Origin of the sequence: Butyricicoccus sp. AF18-9LB (genome assembly GCF_027684505.1) — a bacterium.
Lineage (GTDB): Bacteria > Bacillota > Clostridia > Oscillospirales > Butyricicoccaceae > Agathobaculum > Agathobaculum butyriciproducens.
In genome coordinates this window covers 37,232-60,473 of record NZ_JAQCWA010000005.1, presented here as the reverse complement: position 1 = coordinate 60,473, position 23,242 = coordinate 37,232, and the positions used below count along the sequence as shown (strand labels likewise).

Sequence of the window (23,242 nt, the reverse complement as noted above, 5' to 3'; positions counted from 1 at the left end):
AATCCGTCGTTCTCAATTATTCTCCGGCTTCCACCACAGCATTGATAATGCTGTTGGAAACCAGAAACCCCTGTTCGGTGAGATACCACCGTGTACCCTCGTGGGCGGCAAGACCGTGTTTTTCCAGCATGCGGAATACCTGCTCGTAAGGAGCCGTGCTGACATGGTATCGGTTTTCGAGATCGTGCATATCCGCACCGTCCGAGGTCCGCAGACGCACCAACAGGTATTCGCCCTGCCGCCGGAAGTCCGAGACCTCCTCCTCGTCCTGCGGGATGCTCTCACCGCTGATATAAGCCCTGATATCCCGGGCAAACGCGAACCGGCGGCCATTCAGGAAGGAATGGGCACCCGGTCCCAGTCCGAGATAGTCGGAAAGATCCCAGTATTTGAAATTATGCCGGGAACGAAAACCCGGTTTTGCGAAATTTGATATTTCATAGTGCTCGAAGCCGTTCCTGCCGAGCAGCCTGCACATGGCAAGATAGGTATCTGCCTGCGTATCATCATCCGGCAGAACCGGATTTTCACGTCCCATCGGTGTTGCAGGCTCCAGTTTGAGTCCGTAGCACGACAAATGCTGCGGGTTCAGCGTCAAACACTGTGTCACCGAGTCGAGAAACTGCGCCTGCGTCTGGTCCGGCAGGCCGTACATCAAATCAAGGCTGATGTTGGCGAAGCCACACTGCCGCGCGAGTTCTACGGCTGTCTGTGCCTGCGCAAAGTCGTGAATACGGCCGATGCGTTTGAGCTCGGTGTCATGCGCCGCCTGCACGCCAAACGAGAGCCGGTTGACGCCGTGCTCGTGCATGGCCTCCAGCACCGCTTGATCCGTGCTCTCCGGATTGCATTCCACCGTGATTTCGGCGTTTTCCGCAATCGCAAAGCACGCCCCGACCGCCTGTAAAATCCTGCTGAGATAGTCTGCGCCAAGGCAGGTCGGCGTGCCGCCGCCAATATACACGGTATCGACCGTGTAACCGGAGCAGCGTTCGCCGTACGCCTTTATATCACGAATCAGCGCCGCCGTGTAATCGGCTTTGAGCGACGCATCCGTGACCGAATAAAAATCGCAGTACGCGCACTTTTTCACGCAGAACGGGATGTGCAGGTAGAGGCCGAGCAGCTTGCCGCCTGTTGCAGCGTTAGTTTTCCTCATCGAGTTTAAGCACAGCCATAAAAGCCTCGGTCGGCAGCTGAACCGTGCCGAGCGCACGCATCTTCTTCTTGCCTTCCTTCTGCTTTTCGAGCAGCTTCTTCTTACGCGTGATATCGCCGCCGTAGCACTTAGCCAGTACGTCCTTGCGGAGCGCCTTGACCGTCTCGCGGGCGATAACCTTGCCGCCGATGGCTGCCTGAATCGGCACCTCGAACAGCTGGCGCGGAATATTTTCCTTCAGCTTTTCACAGATACGGCGGGCACGGCCGTAGGCCTTGTCGCGGTGCGCGATAAAGGACAGCGCGTCCACCTGATCGCCGTTGAGCAGCATATCGACCTTAACGAGATCGCTCTTGCGGTAGTCGATAAATTCATAGTCGAGCGACGCATAACCCTTGGTACGAGCCTTGAGCGCGTCGAAAAAGTCATAAATGATCTCACCGGTCGGCATTTCATAGTGCAGCTCGACCAGATTGGAGTCCAGATACTGCATATCCTTGAAGATGCCGCGTCGGTCCTGACACATCGGCATGATATTGCCGACGAACTCCTGCGGCGTCATGATGGATGCCTTAACATACGGCTCGCGGGCCTCCTCGATGACATCCGGACTCGGATAGTCGTGCGGATTGTCGCAGCGCTGCACGGTGCCGTCAGTCTTGCTGACCTCGTAGATAACACTCGGCAGGGTGGTAACAAGATCGAGGTCAAACTCACGTTCGAGACGCTCCTGAATGATCTCCATGTGCAGCATACCGAGGAAGCCGCAGCGGAAACCAAAGCCGAGTGCGACCGAGCTTTCCGGCTCAAACGACAGTGCCGCGTCATTCAGCTGCAGTTTTTCAAGTGCGTCACGCAGATCGGGATACTTGGAGCCGTCCTCGGTGTAAATGCCGCAGAATACCATCGGACGTGCCGGACGATAGCCGGGCAGCGCCTCCGGCGTCGGATTTTCCACACCGGTAACGGTATCGCCCACGCGGGTGTCGGACACCTTTTTAATAGAGGCGGTAAAGTAGCCAACCTCACCCGCACACAGCTCCTGCTGCGGAGACAGACCGAGCGGCAGCATATAGCCGCACTCAAGCACCTGAAATTCGGCACCGGTGGCCATCATTTTGACCTTCATGCCCGGGCAGATCTTACCGTCAAGCAGGCGCATGTAAACGACAACGCCCTTGTACGGGTCGTACTGGCTGTCGAACACGAGCGCACGCAGCGGCGCATCCGCATCGCCCTCCGGCGCCGGAATATCGGTTACGATACGCTCGAGCACCTCGTGAATGTTGATATTCATTTTTGCGGAAATTTCGGGCGAGTCCTCTGCCGGAATGCCGATGATATCCTCGATCTCCTTCTTGACGCGCGGCGCGTCTGCCGCCGGCAGGTCGATCTTGTTGATGACCGGCACGACCTCCAGACCGGCGTCAATGGCAAGATAGGTGTTGCCGAGCGTCTGCGCCTCAATACCCTGTGCCGCATCAACGACCAGAAGCGCACCCTCACACGCCGCCAGAGAACGTGAAACCTCATAGTTGAAGTCCACATGACCCGGGGTGTCGATCAGGTTCATTTCGTAGGTCTTGCCGTTGTCCGCGGTATATTCCATGCGGACAGCGCGCGCCTTGATGGTAATGCCGCGCTCACGCTCAAGCTCCATATTGTCGAGTAACTGCTCCTCCATTTCACGCACGGAAACGGCCTTGCACTGCTCCAGCAGACGGTCTGCCAGCGTAGATTTGCCGTGGTCAATATGTGCAATGATGGAGAAATTACGAATTTGCTCGCGATTTTTCACGTCGAAAGCTCCTTATCTGTAAACTGTAAACCTAATAAATATAGGCTCATTATAGCATATTTGGCGGGGTGTCACAAGCGTTCTTTCGCAGTTTACGTTTGTTTCTCTGCTGCAAACGTGAATTTTGTATTTTTTCATAAATTTCATTTTCTGATAAGAGGAATTTCATGCAAAGCGGTTATTGTATTATCATGATGAAGCAGTAAACCGACAAAGAATTAGCGGCGGCCGGCGGTTTTGGGTAAAACAAAAGCACCGATTTTACTCGGTGCTTCTAATTGGAGCGGCTGACGAGGCTCGAACTCGCATCCACACCCCGCAAAAGCCGCAGGCTTTCACGGGGACCCCGACCTCCGATTTTATGAAGGTGGAGGAAGCGAGTGTGCTGCGGATAAAAAGAAAAGCACCGAATGACATCGGTGCCCTTTGATTTGGAGCGGCTGACGAGGCTCGAACTCGCTACCTCCACCTTGGCAAGGTGGCGCTCTACCAGATGAGCTACAGCCGCATATTCAGTTTATTTTCGCGCTAACGCGATTTTTGTCAGTGCCGATTAGTCACCGGACGCTTCGGGTTTAACGCTCACGGGCGGAATCGCTTTTTCTGCGGAAAAAGCCACGCTGGTTGAAATATGCCACCGGCATATTTCCAAGAGCCAGCTTTCGATTCCTCAGCACGGAGGTATTATTTTTTAATGAGTGCCAATGGCACTCATTAAAAAATGGTGCCTCCGGGCGGAATCGAACCACCGACACGGGGATTTTCAGTCCCCTGCTCTACCGACTGAGCTACAGAGGCGTTTTTACAGCGCTTGTTTAGTATATTATATTCCCTCGGAAATGTCAACAACTTTTTTCAAAATTCTTTGTATATTCTGCAAGCAGGCGAAAACAGTCACAGAAGCTCAGTCTGCGACTGTATCACTTTTCTCTTCCGTTTTACGGCGGATTTGTCCCCACAACAAGTCCGCCGCTCTATCCTTTTCATGCGGGAGCAGCCACACGGTGCAGCCCAAAATAGTTCAACTGAATCGCGCCTCCTTTATGTATGTCTGGTCATTTATACTGTCTGCCGCCTGCCTTGCCATTTGAAATGTCGGATAGCGTTCTCTGCAAATCTCGTCATTGGCCGGCACGGCAGCCAACAGGCTGGTTTGTGAATCAATCAAGTCCAGTTTTCACTATCCACGCAATCCCTCCTTTCCGGCTCTCCTGCCCTGCTCATACTATATAGACGAATGCCCTTCCGGTTTTGTGACACTCTTCCGCAAAAAAATAGGGCAATACCGCATAATTGGACAAGAGCGATTTGCGAGTAAATTTTGCGTACTGACGAGGCGCGGTTTTGCGGTAATACTTGATGTATTACCGTGAAATCGCAACAAAGTCAGGGCGCGAAATTTCCGCAAAGCGCCGCAGCTTTAATTGTGCGGTATTGCCCTAGAAATTTTTTCGACATGAGAAGAACAGCCTGTAAATCCGTTCTTCAGATTGCATAATCAGGCACAATATGCTATAATCTGCTAAAATAACAGGCAGGAAGGCGTAACAATGTTTCTCTATCTGGCAATGATCGACTCGGACGCAGACAAGTCCAAATGCTGTCCGCGCAGGCCGCCGAAGCGCGCGAACTGTGGCTGCAAGCCTGCACGCCGGATGCGCTGCCCGAGCACCGTTTCTCCCGAAAATTCCGGCGCGAAATGCGCCGTCTGATGCGTGCGCAAAAGCACTCTGCGGCGTTCAACCGGAGCCTTCGTCTTGCGCGCCGCACGGCCGCTGTTCTGCTGCTTTCCGCTGCGGTTTCGTTCGGCTGCTCGATGAGCGTAGAGTCATACCGCGTATCGCTAATCAATACTGTCGTGCGCGTGTTTAACGACCTGACCGACTATCGTTTTTCGTCTGCCCTGCCGTCCGAAACCAGCAGCAAGGCGTTCACGCCGCCGGTTCTGTCCGGCCTGCCGGATGCCATGCACAAAACCGATGAGCGCAGCACGCCCAACGGCTATACCGTCACCTACGAAAGCACTACCGATTTTCTTGACCTGACCTGCACCCGGATTACAGATACTTCAGAGGCACACAAGTTTGTAGACACGGAAAACGCATCTGTTACCGAATTTGCTCTGCACGGCAGTCCGGTTACGATGATCGAGAAAAACGGCACGGTCACGCTCCTCTGGACGCAAGATGACATCGTCTATCACCTGTACAGCAGCCTGTCCGCCGATACCTGCCGTAAACTCATCGAGAATCTGCAGTGATTCTCTGCTGATATTGCAAAGAATTGCTATTGCGGCCTGCCCTGCCGCGGTGTTATAATGATAAATTGTGAAAGTGTATAAACCACGCGCATGATTTTCTGCGCGAAAACAATCACGGAGGTTTACTCTTTTGAAAAAACATCGCTATACCGCGGCGGCCGTAATGCTCAGTCTTTCGATGCTGACCGGCACCGCTGCCGCCGATTATTCCGATCTAAAGCCGCACTGGGCCGAGCAGGCCATGGAATTCGCCGTACAGTCCAATCTGATGGACGGCATTTCGGAATACACCTTTGCCGCAGATGCACCTGCGACCCGCGCCTGTCTGGTGCAGGCGCTGTACCGCATGGAGCATGCGCCTGTGGCTGACACAGTGCTTACCTTTCAGGATGTCGCGGAGGACGCGTCCTTCCTGACCGCGGTTCGGTGGGGTGTGTCCAATGGCATCATCACCGGTTACAGCGACACGGTATTTCGCCCCGGCACCTCACTTACGCGCGAGCAGTTCGCCGTTATGCTGCACCGCTTTGCCGAATACAAAAAGCTGGATGTGACGGCACAAAGCGCGCTCTCCGGCTACACGGATGCTTCTTCGATCCATCCGTATGCGCAGACCGCTATGCAGTGGGCCAACGCCGAGGAACTGATCACCGGCACGTCCGCGACCACGCTGTCTCCGCAGCGCACGGTCTCCCGCGCACAGCTGGCGACTATTTTGCAGCGTTTTGCGCCGATGATCTCCTACCAGCAGCGGGAAACCGATGCACCGAAGCCGCCGCAGACCCATTCCTACACAGCCTTCACCACCAAACTGGGCGACGTGACGCGCAGCGAGACCGAACAGGACCTGACCGAAGTCCATCGAGCGACCCGCCGCTACACGGACGGTCAGGGCTGCGCGGTTGAGATGGGGCACTCTGCCGCCGTACTGGACGCACCCGCGCACACAGCCGCGCAGTTTGAGATGAAGGGCACATCCGGCACCGTTCGCTGGTATGACACCGCAGTGTCCTCGTGGAAACAGCAGCCGCTCACTGCGGGTACGCTGCCGAGCGGCATGTACTTTCTGCGGGTGGACGGCGTGGACAGCATTCTCGTCACGCCGATGACCTATGCCGCGCGAGACAACGGCATGATCGAGTATTTCCCAGGCAAAAACGGCTCGCTAAAGATCGAGCGGACAGCTTCCGGCTTCCGGTTCTCCGTGCAGGTTGCGGCTCTTACGCAGGGCACCTACAGTGACTATCTGCTGCTGACTTCTCAGCAGACGCTCATCGACTGGAGCGACCCATCCATGCTCAGCCGCTGGGCGAACTACAGCCTGATCGGCACCAACCGCTGGTGCTACAACGGCTACTACTATACCGCACCTTCGACCTACTATCCGTTCGACGAGAACTACTTCTACTCGCTTCCGGCGGCGCATATTGCCGGCAAGATGGCAAACGACACCGATCAGCCGGCCTCCCGCGCGATCGGTCTGGCGATGATCGACCTGATGCGCGAGCAGCAGAACGAGTACGGCTTTATCCCCTCTCAGGCGGGCAGCACATGGCTCAAGACGGATTACGGCATCGAACCCGGCTACTACGACACCCGCTTCAACACGGATTTCTGGCTGGCGAACATCAACGCAGCCGAAAACTTCGGTGTGACCGGCTGGCTGGACAAGACCCGCAAGTATGCGGATTTTCTCGTCAGCTTTGCCGAGCAGCATCACTTCACCTTCGGGGCCGGCGATGACGAGGGATGGCTCGTGCAGGATTACTGGCACCCGAACGGAGAGTCCTCGCCGACACACGCTTCGCTCAACCATCATGCCGCCGAAGCCGAATTCCTGTACCGGATGGCAGACGCAGTTCATGAGGACAGCTACGCCGTTCTCGCTGACCGCATGGTGCGCGGCATTGAGCAGAGCGAACTGCTGTGGTACAAGCCGGACGGTGATCTGAACTACTCCTACAAGCCGGACGGCACCTGTTCCGGTCAGGATTATCCGTATTTGACCTACAATGACCTGCTTGAGCTGCAGCGGCTGTATGCAGCCCGGCACGGTCAGGAAAATCCGGCGATCGCCCGTTTGCTGCAGGTCAAGCTGACCTGGATGAATAAAAACGGCGTGACCGGCTACAACAAATAATTTTGGGGACGGAGAGAAATAAACGTGACACCAAATTCATTCGCTTATATCGTCTTTCTGGTGATAGGCGCACTCATTTACCACCCACTGTCACAGAAGGCCAAGAAACCGTTTCTTCTGCTGCTGAGCATCTGTTTTTACGCCATCGGCGGTGTAAAATTTCTGCCGTTGCTGGCGCTGACCGTTGCCTTCAACTTCTTTGCGGCGCAAAAGCTGGAACGCACCGAGCGTAAGCGCGGTCTGCTCACGCTGGTGCTTGTGCTCAACCTCGGCGCACTCGGGTTATTCAAATACCTCGGCTTTTTCGGAGAGCTGCTCGGCTGCACCGGTGTGCAGCTCAGTCTGCCTCAGCTGGCTCTGCCGATCGGCATTTCGTTCTACACGTTCGTCATCTGCGGCTATATGATCGACGTGTACCGCGGTCGTGAAGCCGAGCGCAATTTTCTCGATTTTGCGCTGTTCACCACCTTCTTTCCGGCAATCCTGTCCGGCCCGATCGAGCGCTCAAAGAGCCTGCTCCCGCAGTTCAAGCAGCCGCGCCGCGCAAACGCGGACGATGTGCGCTTTGCCGCCGAACGGCTCATCGAGGGCACGGTCAAGAAGGTGCTGCTCGCGGATAATCTGGCGATTCTGGTCAACACCGCGTACGCTGATCCGGCGCAGTTTTCCGGTCTGGAGCTAGCATTCGCCGCAGTGGCGTATGCCCTGCAGATCTACTGCGACTTTTCCGCCTACTCCGACATGGCGATCGGCTCCGCACGACTGTTTGGCATTACGCTGATGGAAAACTTCCACGCACCGTACATGGCGCAAAGCTCCAAGGAATTCTGGCACAGATGGCACATTTCCTTGTCCACCTGGTTCCGCGACTACTTATATTTCCCGCTCGGCGGCAGCCGCAAGGGCAAAGCGCGCACCTACATCAACGTGCTGATCGTGTTCGCACTGAGCGGCCTGTGGCACGGTGCCGCCATGAAATATGTGCTCTGGGGACTGCTGTTCGGCGTTTTTCAGGTCATCGGCGGCCTGCTGACGCCGGCAAAGCAGCGCCTGTGCGCCGCACTGCACATTCCGTGGGACGCAGGCTGGCTGCAGATCATCCGCGTGATTATCACCTTCGGTCTTTCCACGTTTGCGTGGATATTCTTCCGCGCGGATTCCGCTTTGCAGGCGTGCGCTATCATCAAACGCATTGTGACGACGGCAGGCGCATGCTTCCCGCTTGACCTGACGCATCTCGGTCTGACCGAGCGTGCGCTGAATGTGCTTGCCGTGAGCCTCATCGGACTGGTGCTGACCGACATCATCGGTGACCGGTTCCCGCTGCGGGAAAAGCTGCTGGAGACGGTCTGGCTCCGGTATGCGGTCTGGGTTATCCTGCTGGCGGTGACGGCCGTGTGCGGCGCGTACGGCACCGGATTCAACCCGCAGGAATTCGTCTATTTCCAGTTTTAAGGAGGAATCGCCGTGAAACACATTTTCAAGAGAGAACCGGCAGCCTTCCTTGCCGCTGCGGCAGTGCTCGGCGGTATCCTCGCCGGTGCGACCCATTATCTCACACCGCAGCAGCATGATTACGGCTCGGTCTGGGGCATGTACGAGCAGGAGCAGACGGATTCGATCGACGTGCTGTTCTTCGGCTCGTCCGTCGCCTACTGTGATGTAGTACCTGCCGTATACTGGGAAAACTCCGGTCTGACCGCCTTTGTGCAGGCCGGACCCGAGCAGCCGCTTCCGCTGACACTGGATTACTTAAAGGAAAGCCTGCGTACACAGTCACCCAAGGCGGTTTTCGTGGAGTGCACCGGTATAGCGTTCCATAAATACATGGGCTTCACCAAGACCAACATCGGTCAGATGCCGTGGGGCATCAATCGTCTGCACGCGACCTTTTTTAATGCCGAACCCGAGGTCCGCAAGGGACTGCTGTTTCCGCTGTACTTCTATCACGACCGCTGGACGACCCTCAAGAGCGAGGACGTGCAGCCGTACACCGAGGATATGCTGGCCGGCTACACCTTTCTGTCCGGCGGTACGGACAAGGGTCCGGACGACTGCGAAACGGTTGATATTGCCCCTGAGGACTGGGCGCGCAATATGGACGCCCTCGAGGACATTTACGCGCTCTGCCGAAGGAACAATATTCAGCTGGTACTGTACCGTGCCCCGACAAAGCGTCTGCACGATGCCGACTGGAACAAGCTGACCGCGCAGTTTGACGGACGCGAGGGTGTATCGACACTGAATTGCAGCGACTACACCGCGCAGATTGCCGCAGATCCGGAAAGCGACTTCTACGACTCACTGCATTACAACTGTGTCGGTGCAGAGAAATTCAGTACGTTTCTCGCGGACTGGACGAAGAACAATCTCTCGATCTCGCCGGATGAACCGCAGGATACCGTGCTGTGGACGGCACGCCTGCAGCATTTCCGTGATTTAACGGCAAATCCGCCACAGGAGGACACAAGCGCATAACAAAAAGGGACTGCTGCACAGGTTTTATCCTTGTGCAGCAGTCCTTTGCTTATGCGCTTATTTCCAGAAATCAGTTTCTTCCTTGATGCCGATGTTCTTCGCATGAAATACCGGATTCTCACCGCGCTTGCGGCTTGCGACGTAATCGTTCAGGCACCTGATGGCCGTGCCGCCAAGAATCAGGATGGTCGGCACGTTGACTACGACGATCATACCCTGCAGCATATCCGCAGTATCCCAGACCAGACCGGCGTTTGCAATCGCACCGATGAACACGATGGCCGTAGCAAACAGGCGGAAGAGGAGCAGCTCATGCTTTTTGATGCTGCGATGCAGGATGAACTCCAGACAGCCCTCGCAGTATGAGTAGTTGCCGAGCAGCGTGGTGAACGCGAACAGCATCATCGCCACAGCAAGGAACACCGGACCTGCCGTACCGAGCGTGGATGCGATAGCATTCTGTACATAAACCGCACCGGCGATTTCCTCGGTCGGAACAACGCTGGTGGACAGACACATGAACGCCGTTGCCGTACAGATGAGCAGCGTGTCGATGAATACGGACAGCATCTGCACCAGACCCTGCTTGGCCGGATGGGAAACAGATGCGGTTGCGGCTGCATTCGGTGCAGAGCCCATACCTGCTTCGTTCGAGTACAGACCGCGCTTCACGCCGTACATGATGCAGCTGCCGGAGAAGCCGCCCATCACGGACTGGAAGTCAAATGCGTTGCGGAAGATGGACGCAAACATGCCCGGTACATTCCTGATGTTCAGGCAGATAATGAGCAGCGAAACCAGTACATACAGGATACCCATGAACGGAACAAGGATTTCGGTGATGCTTGCCAGACGCTTTGCGCCGCCGAGTACCATTACGCCGAACAGGAACGCCAGAATGACGCCGATGAACGCCGGCGTGATAACCGGATGGTAGAACTTGAACACCGAGAATGTGGACTGCAGATTGTACGCCGCCAGCATGTTATAGCCGACTGCGTAGATCAGGATGATGAGCACCGAGAAGATGACACCTATCCAGCGCTTGCCGAGTGCATCGCGCATGTAGTACGCAGGACCGCCGTAGCAGCTGCCGTCCGGTGCACGCTTTTTGTAAATCTGCGCGAGCGTAGACTCGATGAAGGCGGTTGCACCGCCGAGCAGTGCGGTTACCCACATCCAGAAGATAGCGCCCGGTCCGCCGAGGCAGATTGCCGTGGATACACCGATGATGTTGCCCGTGCCGACACGCGACGCGGTGGAGATCATGAGTGCGCCGAACGAGGAAATGCTTCCCTCGCTTTCCGGCTTCTCCATGATGACCCTGCACGCATCCCTGAACAGACGAATCTGGATGAACTTGCATCGGAACGTGAAGTAAATGCCGCTGACTACCAGAAACAACGGCACAAACCATGGCTGATACAGCACGCCTGATATTGCTGCGATAACGGAGTTGATCGTTTCCAACATAATTTCTATTCCCTTTCCAAAGTACTTCCGTTACCGGTTGTAGTCAACCGGTAACATTTATTTATTATTATACAGGAATCCGACAAACTTCTCAAGTACAAGTTATGCCTTAACAAAATAAGTGTTCCAGCACCCACGCAAACGCCTTTGCCGTGCGGCGGTCCGGCTGCTGAAAGTGCCCGCCGCTGTTCCATTCCAGTGTGCAGCTTACGTTTTTCTCCTGCAGGAGCGCATACGCCGCCCGCATGCGGTCGCCGACGGTGGACATCACCGGATTGCGCGTTTTTTCCTCGCGGTTGCCCAGGCTGAGATAGACGGCAGCGCTGTGCAGATCATGCGCCTGCATATACTCCAGAAATTCCGGAAACCACAGAGACGGCGAGGCTGCCGCAATGCCGGAAAAACGGTCGGTCCGGTATGCACTCCACAGGGCAAACAGCCCTGCCATTGAGTATCCGCCGATGATGTATCGTCTGTCTGCGTCCTCACACAGCGGCATGATTTCGCGGAGCAGTGCTGCAGCACCGTCCCCGAAGTCCTCATGACCGAAAACCGCCGGTGCGCACCACGGAGACAGGTCATCGTTCCAGCTTTCAACCTTGACAGCAATCAAACGGAACGGCTGTGCAGTCAGCCGCTTGATCTCACGAATTTCGTTCTCGATGGCCGGCAGGTCGTGGTCCCCAACCGGCTGCAGCAGCACGTTTTTCGCATTCGGCTCGCCGTATTCATAAATTCTCATGCAATCCCCTTCTTCTATGCATTTTTCGCACTGATTTTACCACAAAATGCACCGCACCGTCAAATTTGCAGCGATTGACAATCCGCGTCCGCAACGGTATGATAGATGCAAAGAGTAAAAGGAGTTTCCGCTATGGGAAAATATATACTGGCGCTCGATCAGGGCACAACAAGCTCACGAGCGATCTTATTTGACAGCGAACAGAATATTCTCGCCATCCGGCAGCATGAGCTGACCCAGCACTATCCGCACGAGGGCTGGGTCGAGCAGGACCCGATGGAAATCTGGTCCACGCAGTATGCGGCTATGCTCGAGGTGCTGTCGGCAGCCGATGTTTCTCCGGCCGATGTGGCGGGCATCGGCATCACCAACCAGCGCGAGACGACCATCCTGTGGGATAAAAATACCGGACGGCCGATTCACAACGCTATCGTCTGGCAGTGCCGCCGCACAGCGGATATTGTGGACAGGCTGGTGCAGGACGGTCTGTCCGGGCACATCCGCCGCACGACCGGTCTGGTTCCGGATGCGTATTTTTCGGGCACCAAGATCAAGTGGCTGCTCGACCATGTGGAGGGCGCACGAGAGAAGGCCGAGCGCGGGGAAATCCTGTTCGGCACGGTGGATTCCTGGCTGGTGTGGAAGCTGACCGGCGGCAAGGTGCACATCACGGACGCGACCAATGCCGCACGCACGATGATCTTCGACATTCACCGTCTGGACTGGGACGATACCCTGCTCCACGCGCTCGATATTCCCCGGGCGATGCTGCCGCGCGTGTGCTCCTCAAGCGAAGTATACGGCTATGTTTCCCTGCCGGGCGGCGATATTCCGATTGCAGGCATTGCAGGCGACCAGCAGGCGGCTCTGTTCGGTCAGACCTGCTTTGCGGCAGGCGATGCGAAAAACACCTACGGCACGGGCTGTTTTCTGCTGATGAACACCGGAACCGCGGCCTGCGAGAGCGAAAACGGCCTGCTGACCACCATCGGCATTCAAATCAGCGGAGAGACGCAGTACGCGCTCGAGGGCAGCGTGTTTGTCGGCGGTGCCGTCATTCAGTGGCTGCGGGATGAGATGCGCTTTTTCTCCGAGAGTCGTGATGCGGAATACTACGCGGACAAGGTGAAGGACACCGGCGGCGTGTACCTCGTGCCCGCATTCACCGGTCTGGGTGCGCCGCACTGGGATATGTACGCACGCGGCTGCCTCATCGGTCTGACACGCGGCACAACCCGCGAGCACATTATTCGCGCCGCACAGGAGTCCATCGCCTATCAGGTGAACGACCTGCTGACCGCCATGAAGCGCGATACGGGCGTTTCCCTTTCCTCCCTCTCGGTGGACGGCGGTGCCAGCCGCGACAGCTTCCTGATGCAGTTCCAGAGCGATATTTCGGACTGCACGATTCGCCGTCCGGTCATCCGCGAAACGACCGCGCTCGGCGCATGCTATCTCGCCGGACTCGCGACCGGTATGTGGCACAGCCGCGAGGAGCTGAAGCAGCTCTGGCTGTGCGATACACTGTACGCGCCCTCGATGGACGAGAATAAACGCCGCAAGCTGCTCTCCGGCTGGGATAAGGCGGTTGGACGGTCGCTTGATTGGGCGGAGCATTAAAAAAACAGCACAAACAAACCCGAAGTACAGGCGCAAAACCTGCACTTCGGGTTTTGTATTTCAGTATGCTTTAATCATTTGCCTGAATCCACGCGGGCAGCTGCTCGATGTTCAGCTGCACATCCAGATTGGGAAACAGCGCATAATCCTGAAATACAATGTTAAGGCAACACCGCACAATTAAAGCTGCGGCGCTTTGCGGAAATTTCGCGCCCTGACTTTGTTGCGATTTCACGGTAATACGTCAAGTATTACCGCAAAACCGCGCCTCGTCAGTACGCAAAATTTACTCGCAAATCGCTCTTGTCCAATTATGCGGTATTGCCTTAAATCCGCGTTTCCCCATCGGCGTATATGTGATATCCTGTCCGTTATAGCGGATGGAGCCACTGTCCGCGTCGATAATGCTGAGGATCAGGTTGAGCAGCGTGGTTTTGCCGCAGCCGGACGGACCGAGAATGGAGACAATTTCATCGTCCTCAATACGCAGCGAAATATCTTTCAGCACCTCTGTGCCGTCGAATGCTTTGCGAATATGCTCCAGTTCTAACATAAACTGTTGTACTCCCTTCTTGTTTTCAACGGTTTCCATTGTGACCGGATAATCGGTGCCGCTTCTATCGCCTGCGCATCAAGTTTTTATTATAATTCTGTAAATCGAGGTCGGGAAATGTAAAGTAAAAATCCTCCGTAAAACGGAGGATTTTTACAACACTCATCTTATATAGAATGATATAGGATTTATTTCCGCAGAAAATACACCAGACACGGTCGTCCGCCGGTGCGATAATCCATCTCACTGCCAATAACCTGCTGTTCAGTCAGGTAATTCATATACCGGCGCACAGTGACAACTGACAAGCCAACATGCGATGCGATCTCATCACTGGTATGCCGTGTATCCGGTGCAGCCCGCAGATATGCCTCAATGCGCGAAAGCGTCTGACTCTGCAAACCTTTTGGCGGCGTGACAGGCTGTGTCGGCACCGCAGCCTGAAACAGCGTATGATCGAGCGCCTCCTGACTGAAGCTGTCGCGCTGCACGCTCTCTCTCCGGCGGCAGAACACGTCCAGCGCCTGCCGGAACCGCTCATATGCGAATGGTTTGACCAGATAATCCACTGCACCCAGTCGCGCGGCATCGTTGACCGTTTTTGCGTCATTCGCCGAAGTGACCATGATGACATCCGCGTCCACACCTTCTGCGCGAAGCTGCAGCAGCAGCTCGGTGCCGCTCATCTGCGGCATGTAAACATCTAAAATAATCAGGTCGATCGGGTTGCGCTGCAGCCAAAACAGCGCCGGATGCGCCGCTGAAAACGTCTGCACGACGGCAAACCGGCTGTCCTGCTCGATATACCGGCGGTTGAGCCGTGTAATCATCGGATCGTCCTCAATAATAACCGTTGTGTACATCGGATTTCCTCCTTACTGCTGTCCGTTTGCGGATTCCGCAACCGTAATGATGAACGAGCTGCCGATTCCCGGCTCGGATTCGACGCGAATCGTTCCGTGAAACGCGTCCACGGTCTCCTTGACGAGTGACAGACCGGTGCCTCTGCCCTCGCCCTTGGTGGAAAAGCCGCGCTCGAAAATGCGGTCCAGCTTATCGGCAGCAATGCCTGCACCGCTGTCGTCCACGCTGATGAGCATGCCATGCTCGCCCTCGCGAATGCTGACCGTCACTTCCTTCTGTGCGTTTTCCGGTGCATCCCGCAGTGCGTCAAACGCATTCTCAGTCAGGTTTCCAAGAATGGTGATCAGACTGCTCGCCGGAAGATACTGTCCGTCTCCATGCAGCTCACTCGCCGGGTCGAGCACAAACCGGATGCCCAGCTCTGCCGCACGATACGCCTTGCCGATCAGCAGCGCCGCAACCGACGGCTCCCGAATACGCTCAGAAATATAGCCGATCGAGTGTGCGCGCGTCTGCGTTAAATGCAGCACATAGTCCTCCGCCTGCTTGTCCTCGCCCAGCTGTAACAGACCGAGAATCACATGCAGCTTGTTGGTAAACTCATGCGTATACGCCCGCAGCGCACCGACAATGTGCTGCACGCCGGTCAAATCCTGCGCCAGTCGTGTAACCTCGGTCCGGTTGCGGAAAATAGCAATCACACCTTCGATTTTTCCATCGCGCCAGAGCGGCATACGGTCGGAAATGACCGAAACGTGCTTGATGGACTCCAGACTGATGTTGTACTCGCTTTTTCCGGTCTGCAGCACGCGCGCCATCGTCGAGCGCGGATAGACCGTCTGTAACGGCTGACCGAGTGCATCTTTCACCTTGATCTTGAGGATATCCGCTGCCGCACGGTTCATATAGGTGATCATGCTGTGTTCGTCGATCGCCATCAGACCCTCATCCAATGCATCCAGAATATCCATGCGCTGCAGAAACAGCTGACGGAACGCGTCCGGCTCATAGCCCAGCAGTTCCCGCTTGACCCGCTTAGAAAACCGCACGCTGAGCAGACTGCCGATGCCGAGCGCAAACAGCGTGATGAGCAGATAGGACAGCAGCACGCGCAGCACCGTCCGATGGTAGGAGCGCAGATACAGCCCTGCCATGACGATGCCGGCTGCCTGTCCGTTTTCATCGCGCACGACGGCATACGCACAGCGGTCGGCACCGTTCGGCATCTCGTCGCTCGTGAACACCGTTTTTTCCTCGCTGCACAATCGGCTGACGGTATCTGCCCGCAAGGCCGGCAGCACGGATACGTCTCCCGCACCGGAGGCAAGGTCGTAAAATGCGGTCGGCTTGCCCTCCATATCATACACACCGAGCATATCCACTTCAGATACACGCTGTACGGTCCGCGCCAAATACCGCTGTGCGTTATCTGCCCGAATATCCCCGGTCAGCAGCGGCGCGTCTGCCGCCATCTGCGCCGCATTGGACAGCAGCTGGTCACGCGTCCGGACCTCCTGATGCAGCTCAATCCCCAGACAGACCGACATTGCAAGCAGCAGCACAATCGTGATGCACTGCACCAGCATCCGACGCACCTGCCTGTGCAGCGAGCCGGAGGAACGCGCATTTGTCAAATTCATCCACTCCTTTTAAGAAGATACTTTATATCATAGCACACTGGTCAACATTCATCAAATCCCATCGGCAATTTTTCTGCAAACCCGTCAATTTGCGCGGGTTTATTTTTTTTAGTTTCGTAAGCTTGCGCAAACCTCGACAGTTTTTTACAATAGGCACCGCAAAACAAAAACGAAACACGAGGTGATGCCCTTTGGGTGAAATCAAAGCGGAATTGAATGCCGAACTGCAAACCCATATTGCGTTCGAGATTCCGCTGTTCGGCGGAATACCGGTTCCGGAATCCGCTGTGGTAAGCTGGGCAATCATAGCAGTGCTGACCCTGCTTGCCATCTGGCTGACGCACGGACTGCGCAAGCGCCCCGGGCGGCGGCAGATCGCCGCAGAACTGCTGGTGGGCTTCATCAACAGCTTCTGCCGCGACACACTGGGCGACCGATACTGGCGCACCTTCGCCCCGTACCTCGGCACGGTAGGTCTGTATCTTGCGCTGGCGAACATGGCCGGTCTGTTCGGCGTAACGCCGCCGACCAAAGACCTGAACGTTACCGCCGGTCTGGCGATCATGAGCGCACTGCTGATCTACGGCGCGCAGTTCCGTTTCCACGGTCTGCGCGGCGGACTGAAAAAGTTCAGCGAACCGGTTGCAGTCGTCACGCCGCTCAACATTATGGAGATCGGCATTCGGCCTTTGTCGCTCTGCATGCGACTGTTCGGCAACATTTTCGCCGGATTCGTCATCATGGAGCTGGTCAAAATGGCCGTTCCGGTCGTTGTGCCCATCCCGCTGAGCCTGTATTTCGATGTATTCGACGGTATGATACAGGCAATCGTATTTGTATTCCTGACAACACTTTTTCTGTCGGAATCGCTTGAGTAACCACTGTTTTATCTGAGAAAGGACCACAAAAATGAGTATTGCTATTGGTGCAGCTATCGCAGTTATGACCGGCATCGGCGCCGGTCTCGGTATCGGCTATGCAACCGCGAAATCCTCGGAAGCCATTGCACGTCAGCCGGAGGCCTCCGGCCAGATCAGCAAAAACCTGATCCTCGGCTGTGCACTGGCCGAGGCAACCGCCATCTACGGTTTTCTGATCGGTATCCTGCTTATCTTCATGAATTGATCGGGGTGAGATCGAATGATCCTCAATCTAAATTCGCAGATTATCTGGGTGTTTGTTGATCTGCTCATCCTGTTCGTGCTGATGAAGAAATTCCTGTTCGGCCCCATTACCCAAATGCTCGATGACCGTGCGCAGCAGGTGTCGGACACGCTCGATCAGGCGGACAAACGTCTCGCCGAGGCTGAGCAGCAGCAGAACGCGCACGCCGCACAGCTTGCTTCCGCAAAGCAGGAGGCCGCACAGATCATCGAGGATGCCCGCGCACGCGGTCAGCAGGAGTACGATCGTCTTGTCGCAGAGGCGCAGACCGCTGTGCAGCGACTCGATGAGCAGGCTGCCCGCCGTCGGGAATCCGAGCGGGCGCAGATGCTCCGTGACGCGAAAAAGGAGATTACCGCTCTCGTTCTGCTGACCACCGCCAAGGTATCCCGGCAGAAGCTGAACAGCGACACCGACCGCGCCATGATCGACGATTTTCTGCGTGAAGAAACGGAGGCCGCACGATGAGCTCGACCGCCGTACAGTATGCCGGTGCACTGCGCCATACCGGCTGCACGCTGAGCGATCTGCAGCACACCGCCGATTATCTGACCGATTGTGCGCCGTTATGGGACGCGCTGTGCTCGCCTGCCGTTTGTGCGCGGGAGAAAAAGGCTGTGCTGTCCCGCCTGCCCGATTTTGATGCGATGGGCGAGCTGAAGCACTTCTATCTGCTGCTGGCGGACAAAAACCGCTTTGCGCTCCTGCCGGAGATCGTCCGGCAGTTTCGTCTGCTTGAGCTGCGCGACAGCGGCGAGGGCCTGTGCGTATTTCGCTGTGCCCGCGAACCGGATGATGAATCGCTGCGTTCGCTTGCCAAACTGCTGTGCGCACGACACAGTTATTGTGCGGTTACGTTTGAAATCGTGCAGGACGACACGCTGCTCGGCGGCTTTACTGCCGAAATCGACGGCGTAACCTACGATAAAAGCGTGCGCGGACAGCTTCGCGCACTGGCGCATGACCTGTAAAGGGGTGAAAACCATTGAACCATTCAGATGAGATTTTATCTATTCTCCGCGAGGAGATTGAACAATATGACAACCGCACGCGCTGCGACGAAACCGGCACGGTCATCGAGGTCGGCGACGGTATCGCCACCGTTTACGGTCTAAACCGCGCCGTCTACGGCGAACTGGTGCAGTTTGACACCGGTGTGCACGGCATCGTGCTCGACCTTAAACGCGACAGCGTCGGCGTGGTACTGCTCGGCAGCGAGGACGGCCTGCATGAAGGCTCGGCGGTCTCCCGCACCGGACGTGCGGCTGATGTTCCGGTCGGCGATGCGATGATCGGCCGCACGGTCAATGCCCTCGGTGAACCGATTGACGGCCTTGGACCGATTGAAACGACCGAGCGCCGTCCGATCGAGCGAGAGGCTTCGGGTGTTGTATCGCGTGAGCCGGTAAACCAGCCGATGCAGACCGGCATCCTTGCCATTGACGCGATGGTGCCGATCGGACGCGGTCAGCGTGAGCTGATCATCGGCGACCGTCAGACCGGCAAGACCTCCATCGCCATCGACACTATCCTGAACCAGAAGGGTCAGGACATGATCTGCATTTACGTTGCCATTGGCCAGAAGGCATCCACAGTGGCGCGTCTGCGCGGCACGCTCGAGAAATACGGCGCACTCGATTACAGCATCATCGTTTCTGCCACCGCAGCAGACGGTGCACCGCAGCAGTATATCGCGCCGTATGCCGGTGCTGCTATCGGCGAGTATTTCATGAGTCAGGGGCGCGATGTACTCATCGTCTACGACGATCTGTCCAAACACGCAGTCGCTTACCGCACGCTGTCGCTGCTGCTGCGCCGCTCTCCTGGCCGTGAGGCTTATCCGGGCGATGTATTCTATCTGCATTCCCGTCTGCTCGAGCGTGCCTGCCGCCTGACACCGGAGTACGGCGGCGGCTCAATGACCGCTCTTCCCATTATCGAAACGCTGGCAGGCGATGTGTCCGCCTATATTCCGACCAACGTTATTTCCATCACCGACGGCCAGATTTATCTGGAAAATGACCTGTTCTTTGCCGGTCAGCGTCCGGCGATCAACGTTGGCCTGTCGGTATCGCGTGTCGGCGGTGCGGCACAGACCAAGGCTATCAAGAAAACCGCCGGTACCCTGCGTATCGATCTTGCCCGCTTCCGCGAGCTGGAGGTATTCACCCAGTTCAGCTCGGATCTGGACAAGGACACTCAGCAGGCCCTCGAGCACGGCAAACGCCTGATGGAAATCCTCAAGCAGCCGCTGTGTCACCCGATGCCGGTATGGCGGCAGGCGGTTATCCTGTATGCTGCGACCAACGGTCTGCTGAGCGATGTTCCGCTCGACCGGGTACGCGATTTTGTGCAGAAATTTGCCGACAGCCTGCCCAATTCCCTGCTGACAGAGATTCAGTCCACCGTCACCCTGACCGGCACGGCTGCCGAGCAGATCCGGGAGGCCCTGAAAACCTATAAAGATCAGGTGAGCGCAGCATGGCAGGCATAAAGGAGATCCGCACCCGCATTGACAGTGTGCAGCAAACACTCAAGATCACAAACGCGATGTACCTGATCTCGTCCTCCAAGCTGCGCAAGGCAAGGCAGCAGCTGAACAATGTGCAGCCGTATTTTCTCAAGATCAGCTCCACGATTGCCGATATTCTGCACCATTCCCCTGAAATCGAGCATATTTATTTCGACAAGCGGCCCGAGGTCAAGCGCCGCAAGTCCGGCTACATCGTTATCACGGGCGACAAGGGACTGGCCGGTGCGTATAATCACAATGTGCTGCGTCTGGCCGAGAAGCATCTTGCGCAGGAGGACGATCCAACGCTGTTCCTCATCGGTCAGATGGGCCGCGCGTACTTCGCCGAACGCGACATTCGCGTAGACGGCGAGTTCATGTTCACCGTGCAGGACCCGACGATTGCCCGTGCGCGGGACATTGCGGATATTTTCATCCGTCTGTTCCGCGAAGGTCAGCTCGACGACGTGTATGTTGTCTACACCGAAATGGTAACGCCTATGCGGCTTGAGCCGCGCGTGCAGAAGCTGCTGCCGCTCGACATTGACGCATTCCCATGGGAGCCGCGTCCGAGTGAACACGGACCGTATCATCAGATGGTGCAGTATGTGCCCTCGGCAGACCGCGTACTCGAGCATCTGGTACCCGGCTACGTCAAGGGTGAGCTGTTCGGCGCGCTGGTCGAGTCCTTCTGTGCCGAGCAGAATGCCCGCATGACAGCAATGGACTCCGCGACCGACAACGCACGCGATATGCTCAAATCGCTGTCGCTGCACTACAACCGCGCACGGCAGTCCGCCATCACGCAGGAGATCACCGAGATCGTCGGCGGCACACAGGGCAACGCCGCGGAAACACCGCAGCCCCGCCGTCCGATTCCGACGCGGACCGTCCGCTTTCTCGCAGACGGCAGACGCGCATAGAAAGTGAGGAAATTACTATGAAACGCAAAGGTACCGTGGTACAGGTAACAGGTCCGGTTGTGGACGTTGCTTTTGACGGCGGCAGCCTGCCTGAGATAAATGAAGCGCTTACCGTTGCACCGGACGGACAGCCGCGCATGATGGAGGTCGCACAGCACGTCGGCGGCGACACCGTGCGCTGCATCATGCTCTCCCCGAGTGAGGGCATCGGCCGCGGCGACGAGGTGCTGTCCACCGGTCACACGATTGAAGCGCCGGTCGGTGAAGCGACCCTTGGACGCATGTTCAACGTGCTCGGTCAGCCGATCGACGAAAAGGGCGATGTAAACGCACCGGAAAAGTGGTCTATCCACCGTGCGCCGCCGGATTTTGCACAGCAGAACCCGACGACCGAGATTCTCGAGACCGGCATCAAGGTCATCGACCTGCTCGCGCCGTATGCCAAGGGCGGCAAGATTGGTCTGTTCGGCGGTGCCGGTGTCGGCAAGACCGTGCTCATTCAGGAGCTGATTCACAACATCGCCACTGAGCACGGCGGCTACTCCATCTTCACCGGTGTCGGCGAACGCACCCGTGAGGGCAACGATCTGTGGCGCGAGATGGCGGAATCCGGCGTACTGAGCAAGACCGCGCTCGTGTTCGGACAGATGAACGAACCGCCCGGAGCGCGTATGCGCGTTGCACTGACCGGTCTGACCATGGCGGAATACTTCCGCGATGTGAAAAAGCAGAACGTGCTGCTGTTTATCGACAATATTTTCCGCTATGTACAGGCAGGCTCGGAGATTTCCGCACTGATGGGCCGCATGCCCTCGGCGGTCGGCTACCAGCCGACGCTGGCTGATGAGGTCGGTGCTCTGCAGGAGCGTATCGCCTCCACCAAGGACGGCGCAATCACGTCCGTGCAGGCGGTCTACGTTCCGGCGGATGACCTGACCGACCCGGCTCCGGCGACCACGTTTACCCACCTGGACGCCAAGACCGTCCTCTCCCGTAAGATTGTCGAGCAGGGCATCTATCCTGCCGTTGACCCGCTGGATTCCACCTCGCGTATCCTCGAGCCGGATATTGTCGGCGAGCGGCATTACAAGGTCGCACGCGGCGCACAGGAGCTGCTGCAGCGTTACCGCGAACTGCAGGATATCATCGCCATCCTCGGTATGGAGGAGCTTGGCGCGGATGACCGCCGCATTGTCGATCGTGCCCGCCGCATGCAGCAGTATTTCTCGCAGCCGTTCTCTGTTGCCGAGCAGTTTACCGGTCTGGAAGGGCGCTACGTAACGCTTGATGATACCATCAGCGGCTTTGAAGCGCTGCTCGGCGGTGAACTCGACCAGTATCCGGAGGCTGCCTTCTCCATGGTCGGCACGGTAGACGAGGTCCACAAAAAGGCCAAGGATATGGGGGCACTCTGATGGAGAACACCTTCTATCTGGAGATCATCACGCCGGACCGGCAGTTTTACACCGGATCGGCAACCAATTTGACTATGCCTGCACTCGACGGTGAATACGGCGTGCAGCCGGGACATGAGCCGGTCGTTACCGCACTCCGTCCGGGTACGGTGCGGTTCCAGACAGACGGCACACCGCACGAGGTCGTTGTCAGCGACGGCTTCGCAGAAATTATGCCGGACTACTGCATTCTTCTGGTATCCAGCGCCGAACGTCCTGACGAAATCGACCGTGCGCGTGCCGAACGCGCCAAAGAGCGCGCGGAAGAACGGCTGCGCCAGAAGCAGAGTATTCGTGAATATCATCTCTCCAAAGCGGCTCTGGCCCGTGCTATGGCACGCCTGAAGGCTACCCGCTGACTCCCCTTTTTTATCGCCTGCTCCGATGTTATCAGATGGAACATCGGAGCAGGCGTTTTCGCAGACGCTTACGCTGACCAGCACAGGTGTCAGCACCTAAAAA

Annotated in this window: 20 protein-coding genes and 2 tRNA genes; 13 read left to right on the top strand and 9 right to left on the bottom strand. The window is 56.7% G+C overall.

The window, feature by feature from the left end:
* Positions 1–16 precede the first annotated feature (16 nt).
* The 4 genes from hemW to PGY33_RS04865 all read right to left on the bottom strand — a co-directional run bounded on the left by hemW (position 17) and on the right by PGY33_RS04865 (position 3,755).
* Positions 17–1,159, bottom strand: a complete 1,143-nt coding sequence (gene hemW, locus PGY33_RS04880) for a radical SAM family heme chaperone HemW (RefSeq protein WP_118479611.1) — start codon at positions 1,157–1,159, stop codon at positions 17–19.
* On the bottom strand, positions 1,146–2,957 hold the full coding sequence (gene lepA, locus PGY33_RS04875; protein WP_110436966.1) for a translation elongation factor 4: 1,812 nt from the start codon (positions 2,955–2,957) through the stop codon (positions 1,146–1,148). The genes hemW and lepA overlap by 14 nt, the downstream gene beginning before the upstream one ends.
* A 432-nt stretch (positions 2,958–3,389) precedes the next feature.
* Positions 3,390–3,465, bottom strand: a tRNA-Gly gene (locus PGY33_RS04870).
* Between the two features lie 214 nt (positions 3,466–3,679).
* Positions 3,680–3,755, bottom strand: a tRNA-Phe gene (locus tag PGY33_RS04865).
* A 799-nt stretch (positions 3,756–4,554) separates the two neighbouring features.
* Here PGY33_RS04865 and PGY33_RS04860 point away from each other — a divergent pair.
* From PGY33_RS04860 to PGY33_RS04845, 4 genes are all read left to right on the top strand, one after another.
* Complete coding sequence (locus PGY33_RS04860) at positions 4,555–5,217, top strand: DUF4367 domain-containing protein (RefSeq protein WP_118479609.1); 663 nt, start codon at positions 4,555–4,557, stop codon at positions 5,215–5,217.
* A gap of 130 nt (positions 5,218–5,347) precedes the next feature.
* Positions 5,348–7,357, top strand: a complete 2,010-nt coding sequence (locus PGY33_RS04855; RefSeq protein ID WP_270477614.1) for an S-layer homology domain-containing protein — start codon at positions 5,348–5,350, stop codon at positions 7,355–7,357.
* 24 nt (positions 7,358–7,381) lie between these two features.
* Positions 7,382–8,812 carry an MBOAT family O-acyltransferase gene (locus tag PGY33_RS04850; protein ID WP_270477613.1) on the top strand — a complete coding sequence of 477 codons (1,431 nt, stop codon included), beginning with the start codon at positions 7,382–7,384 and terminating at the stop codon, positions 8,810–8,812.
* A gap of 12 nt (positions 8,813–8,824) precedes the next feature.
* Positions 8,825–9,835: a hypothetical protein gene (locus PGY33_RS04845; RefSeq protein ID WP_270477611.1), complete on the top strand. Its 1,011-nt coding sequence runs from the start codon at positions 8,825–8,827 to the stop codon at positions 9,833–9,835.
* Positions 9,836–9,892: 57 nt separating this feature from the next.
* Here PGY33_RS04845 and PGY33_RS04840 read toward each other — a convergent pair whose 3' ends face one another.
* Positions 9,893–11,308, bottom strand: coding sequence for an alanine/glycine:cation symporter family protein (locus tag PGY33_RS04840; protein WP_118479601.1), 1,416 nt, complete (start codon positions 11,306–11,308; stop codon positions 9,893–9,895).
* Positions 11,309–11,417: 109 nt separating this feature from the next.
* Positions 11,418–12,050, bottom strand: a complete 633-nt coding sequence (locus PGY33_RS04835) for an alpha/beta hydrolase-fold protein (protein ID WP_118479599.1) — start codon at positions 12,048–12,050, stop codon at positions 11,418–11,420.
* Positions 12,051–12,182: 132 nt separating this feature from the next.
* On the opposite strand from PGY33_RS04835, the gene glpK reads away from it, so the two are divergent.
* The gene (gene glpK, locus PGY33_RS04830) at positions 12,183–13,670 is read left to right on the top strand and encodes a glycerol kinase GlpK (RefSeq protein ID WP_118479597.1); all 1,488 of its coding nucleotides are present in this window, start codon (positions 12,183–12,185) and stop codon (positions 13,668–13,670) included.
* 286 nt (positions 13,671–13,956) lie between these two features.
* On the opposite strand, the gene PGY33_RS04825 is transcribed toward glpK, so the two are convergent.
* From PGY33_RS04825 to PGY33_RS04815, 3 genes are all read right to left on the bottom strand, one after another.
* Positions 13,957–14,223 carry an ATP-binding cassette domain-containing protein gene (locus PGY33_RS04825; RefSeq protein WP_118479697.1) on the bottom strand — a complete coding sequence of 89 codons (267 nt, stop codon included), beginning with the start codon at positions 14,221–14,223 and terminating at the stop codon, positions 13,957–13,959.
* Positions 14,224–14,411: 188 nt separating this feature from the next.
* The gene (locus PGY33_RS04820) at positions 14,412–15,086 is read right to left on the bottom strand and encodes a response regulator (protein ID WP_118479595.1); all 675 of its coding nucleotides are present in this window, start codon (positions 15,084–15,086) and stop codon (positions 14,412–14,414) included.
* A gap of 12 nt (positions 15,087–15,098) precedes the next feature.
* Positions 15,099–16,727, bottom strand: a complete 1,629-nt coding sequence (locus PGY33_RS04815; protein WP_118479593.1) for a sensor histidine kinase — start codon at positions 16,725–16,727, stop codon at positions 15,099–15,101.
* Positions 16,728–16,918: 191 nt separating this feature from the next.
* Between PGY33_RS04815 and PGY33_RS04810 the strand changes: the two genes are divergently transcribed.
* Genes PGY33_RS04810 through atpC form a run of 8 tightly spaced genes read left to right on the top strand, consistent with a single transcriptional unit; the run spans position 16,919 to position 23,139 of the window.
* Positions 16,919–17,605 carry a F0F1 ATP synthase subunit A gene (locus PGY33_RS04810; protein WP_118479591.1) on the top strand — a complete coding sequence of 229 codons (687 nt, stop codon included), beginning with the start codon at positions 16,919–16,921 and terminating at the stop codon, positions 17,603–17,605.
* A gap of 31 nt (positions 17,606–17,636) precedes the next feature.
* On the top strand, positions 17,637–17,852 hold the full coding sequence (gene atpE, locus PGY33_RS04805; RefSeq protein WP_110436420.1) for an ATP synthase F0 subunit C: 216 nt from the start codon (positions 17,637–17,639) through the stop codon (positions 17,850–17,852).
* 15 nt (positions 17,853–17,867) lie between these two features.
* A complete protein-coding gene (atpF, locus tag PGY33_RS04800) occupies positions 17,868–18,359 on the top strand; it encodes a F0F1 ATP synthase subunit B (RefSeq protein WP_118479589.1) in 492 nt (163 codons plus the stop codon).
* Entirely contained in the window at positions 18,356–18,862 is a 507-nt protein-coding gene (locus PGY33_RS04795) for a F0F1 ATP synthase subunit delta (protein WP_118479587.1), read from the top strand. The genes atpF and PGY33_RS04795 overlap by 4 nt, the downstream gene beginning before the upstream one ends.
* 14 nt (positions 18,863–18,876) lie before the next feature.
* Positions 18,877–20,385: a F0F1 ATP synthase subunit alpha gene (atpA, locus tag PGY33_RS04790; protein ID WP_118479585.1), complete on the top strand. Its 1,509-nt coding sequence runs from the start codon at positions 18,877–18,879 to the stop codon at positions 20,383–20,385.
* Positions 20,373–21,326: an ATP synthase F1 subunit gamma gene (gene atpG / locus PGY33_RS04785; protein ID WP_118479583.1), complete on the top strand. Its 954-nt coding sequence runs from the start codon at positions 20,373–20,375 to the stop codon at positions 21,324–21,326. The genes atpA and atpG overlap by 13 nt, the downstream gene beginning before the upstream one ends.
* 17 nt (positions 21,327–21,343) lie before the next feature.
* Positions 21,344–22,741, top strand: a complete 1,398-nt coding sequence (gene atpD, locus PGY33_RS04780) for a F0F1 ATP synthase subunit beta (RefSeq protein ID WP_118479581.1) — start codon at positions 21,344–21,346, stop codon at positions 22,739–22,741.
* Entirely contained in the window at positions 22,741–23,139 is a 399-nt protein-coding gene (atpC, locus tag PGY33_RS04775) for an ATP synthase F1 subunit epsilon (protein ID WP_118479579.1), read from the top strand. The genes atpD and atpC overlap by 1 nt, the downstream gene beginning before the upstream one ends.
* Positions 23,140–23,242 lie beyond the last annotated feature (103 nt).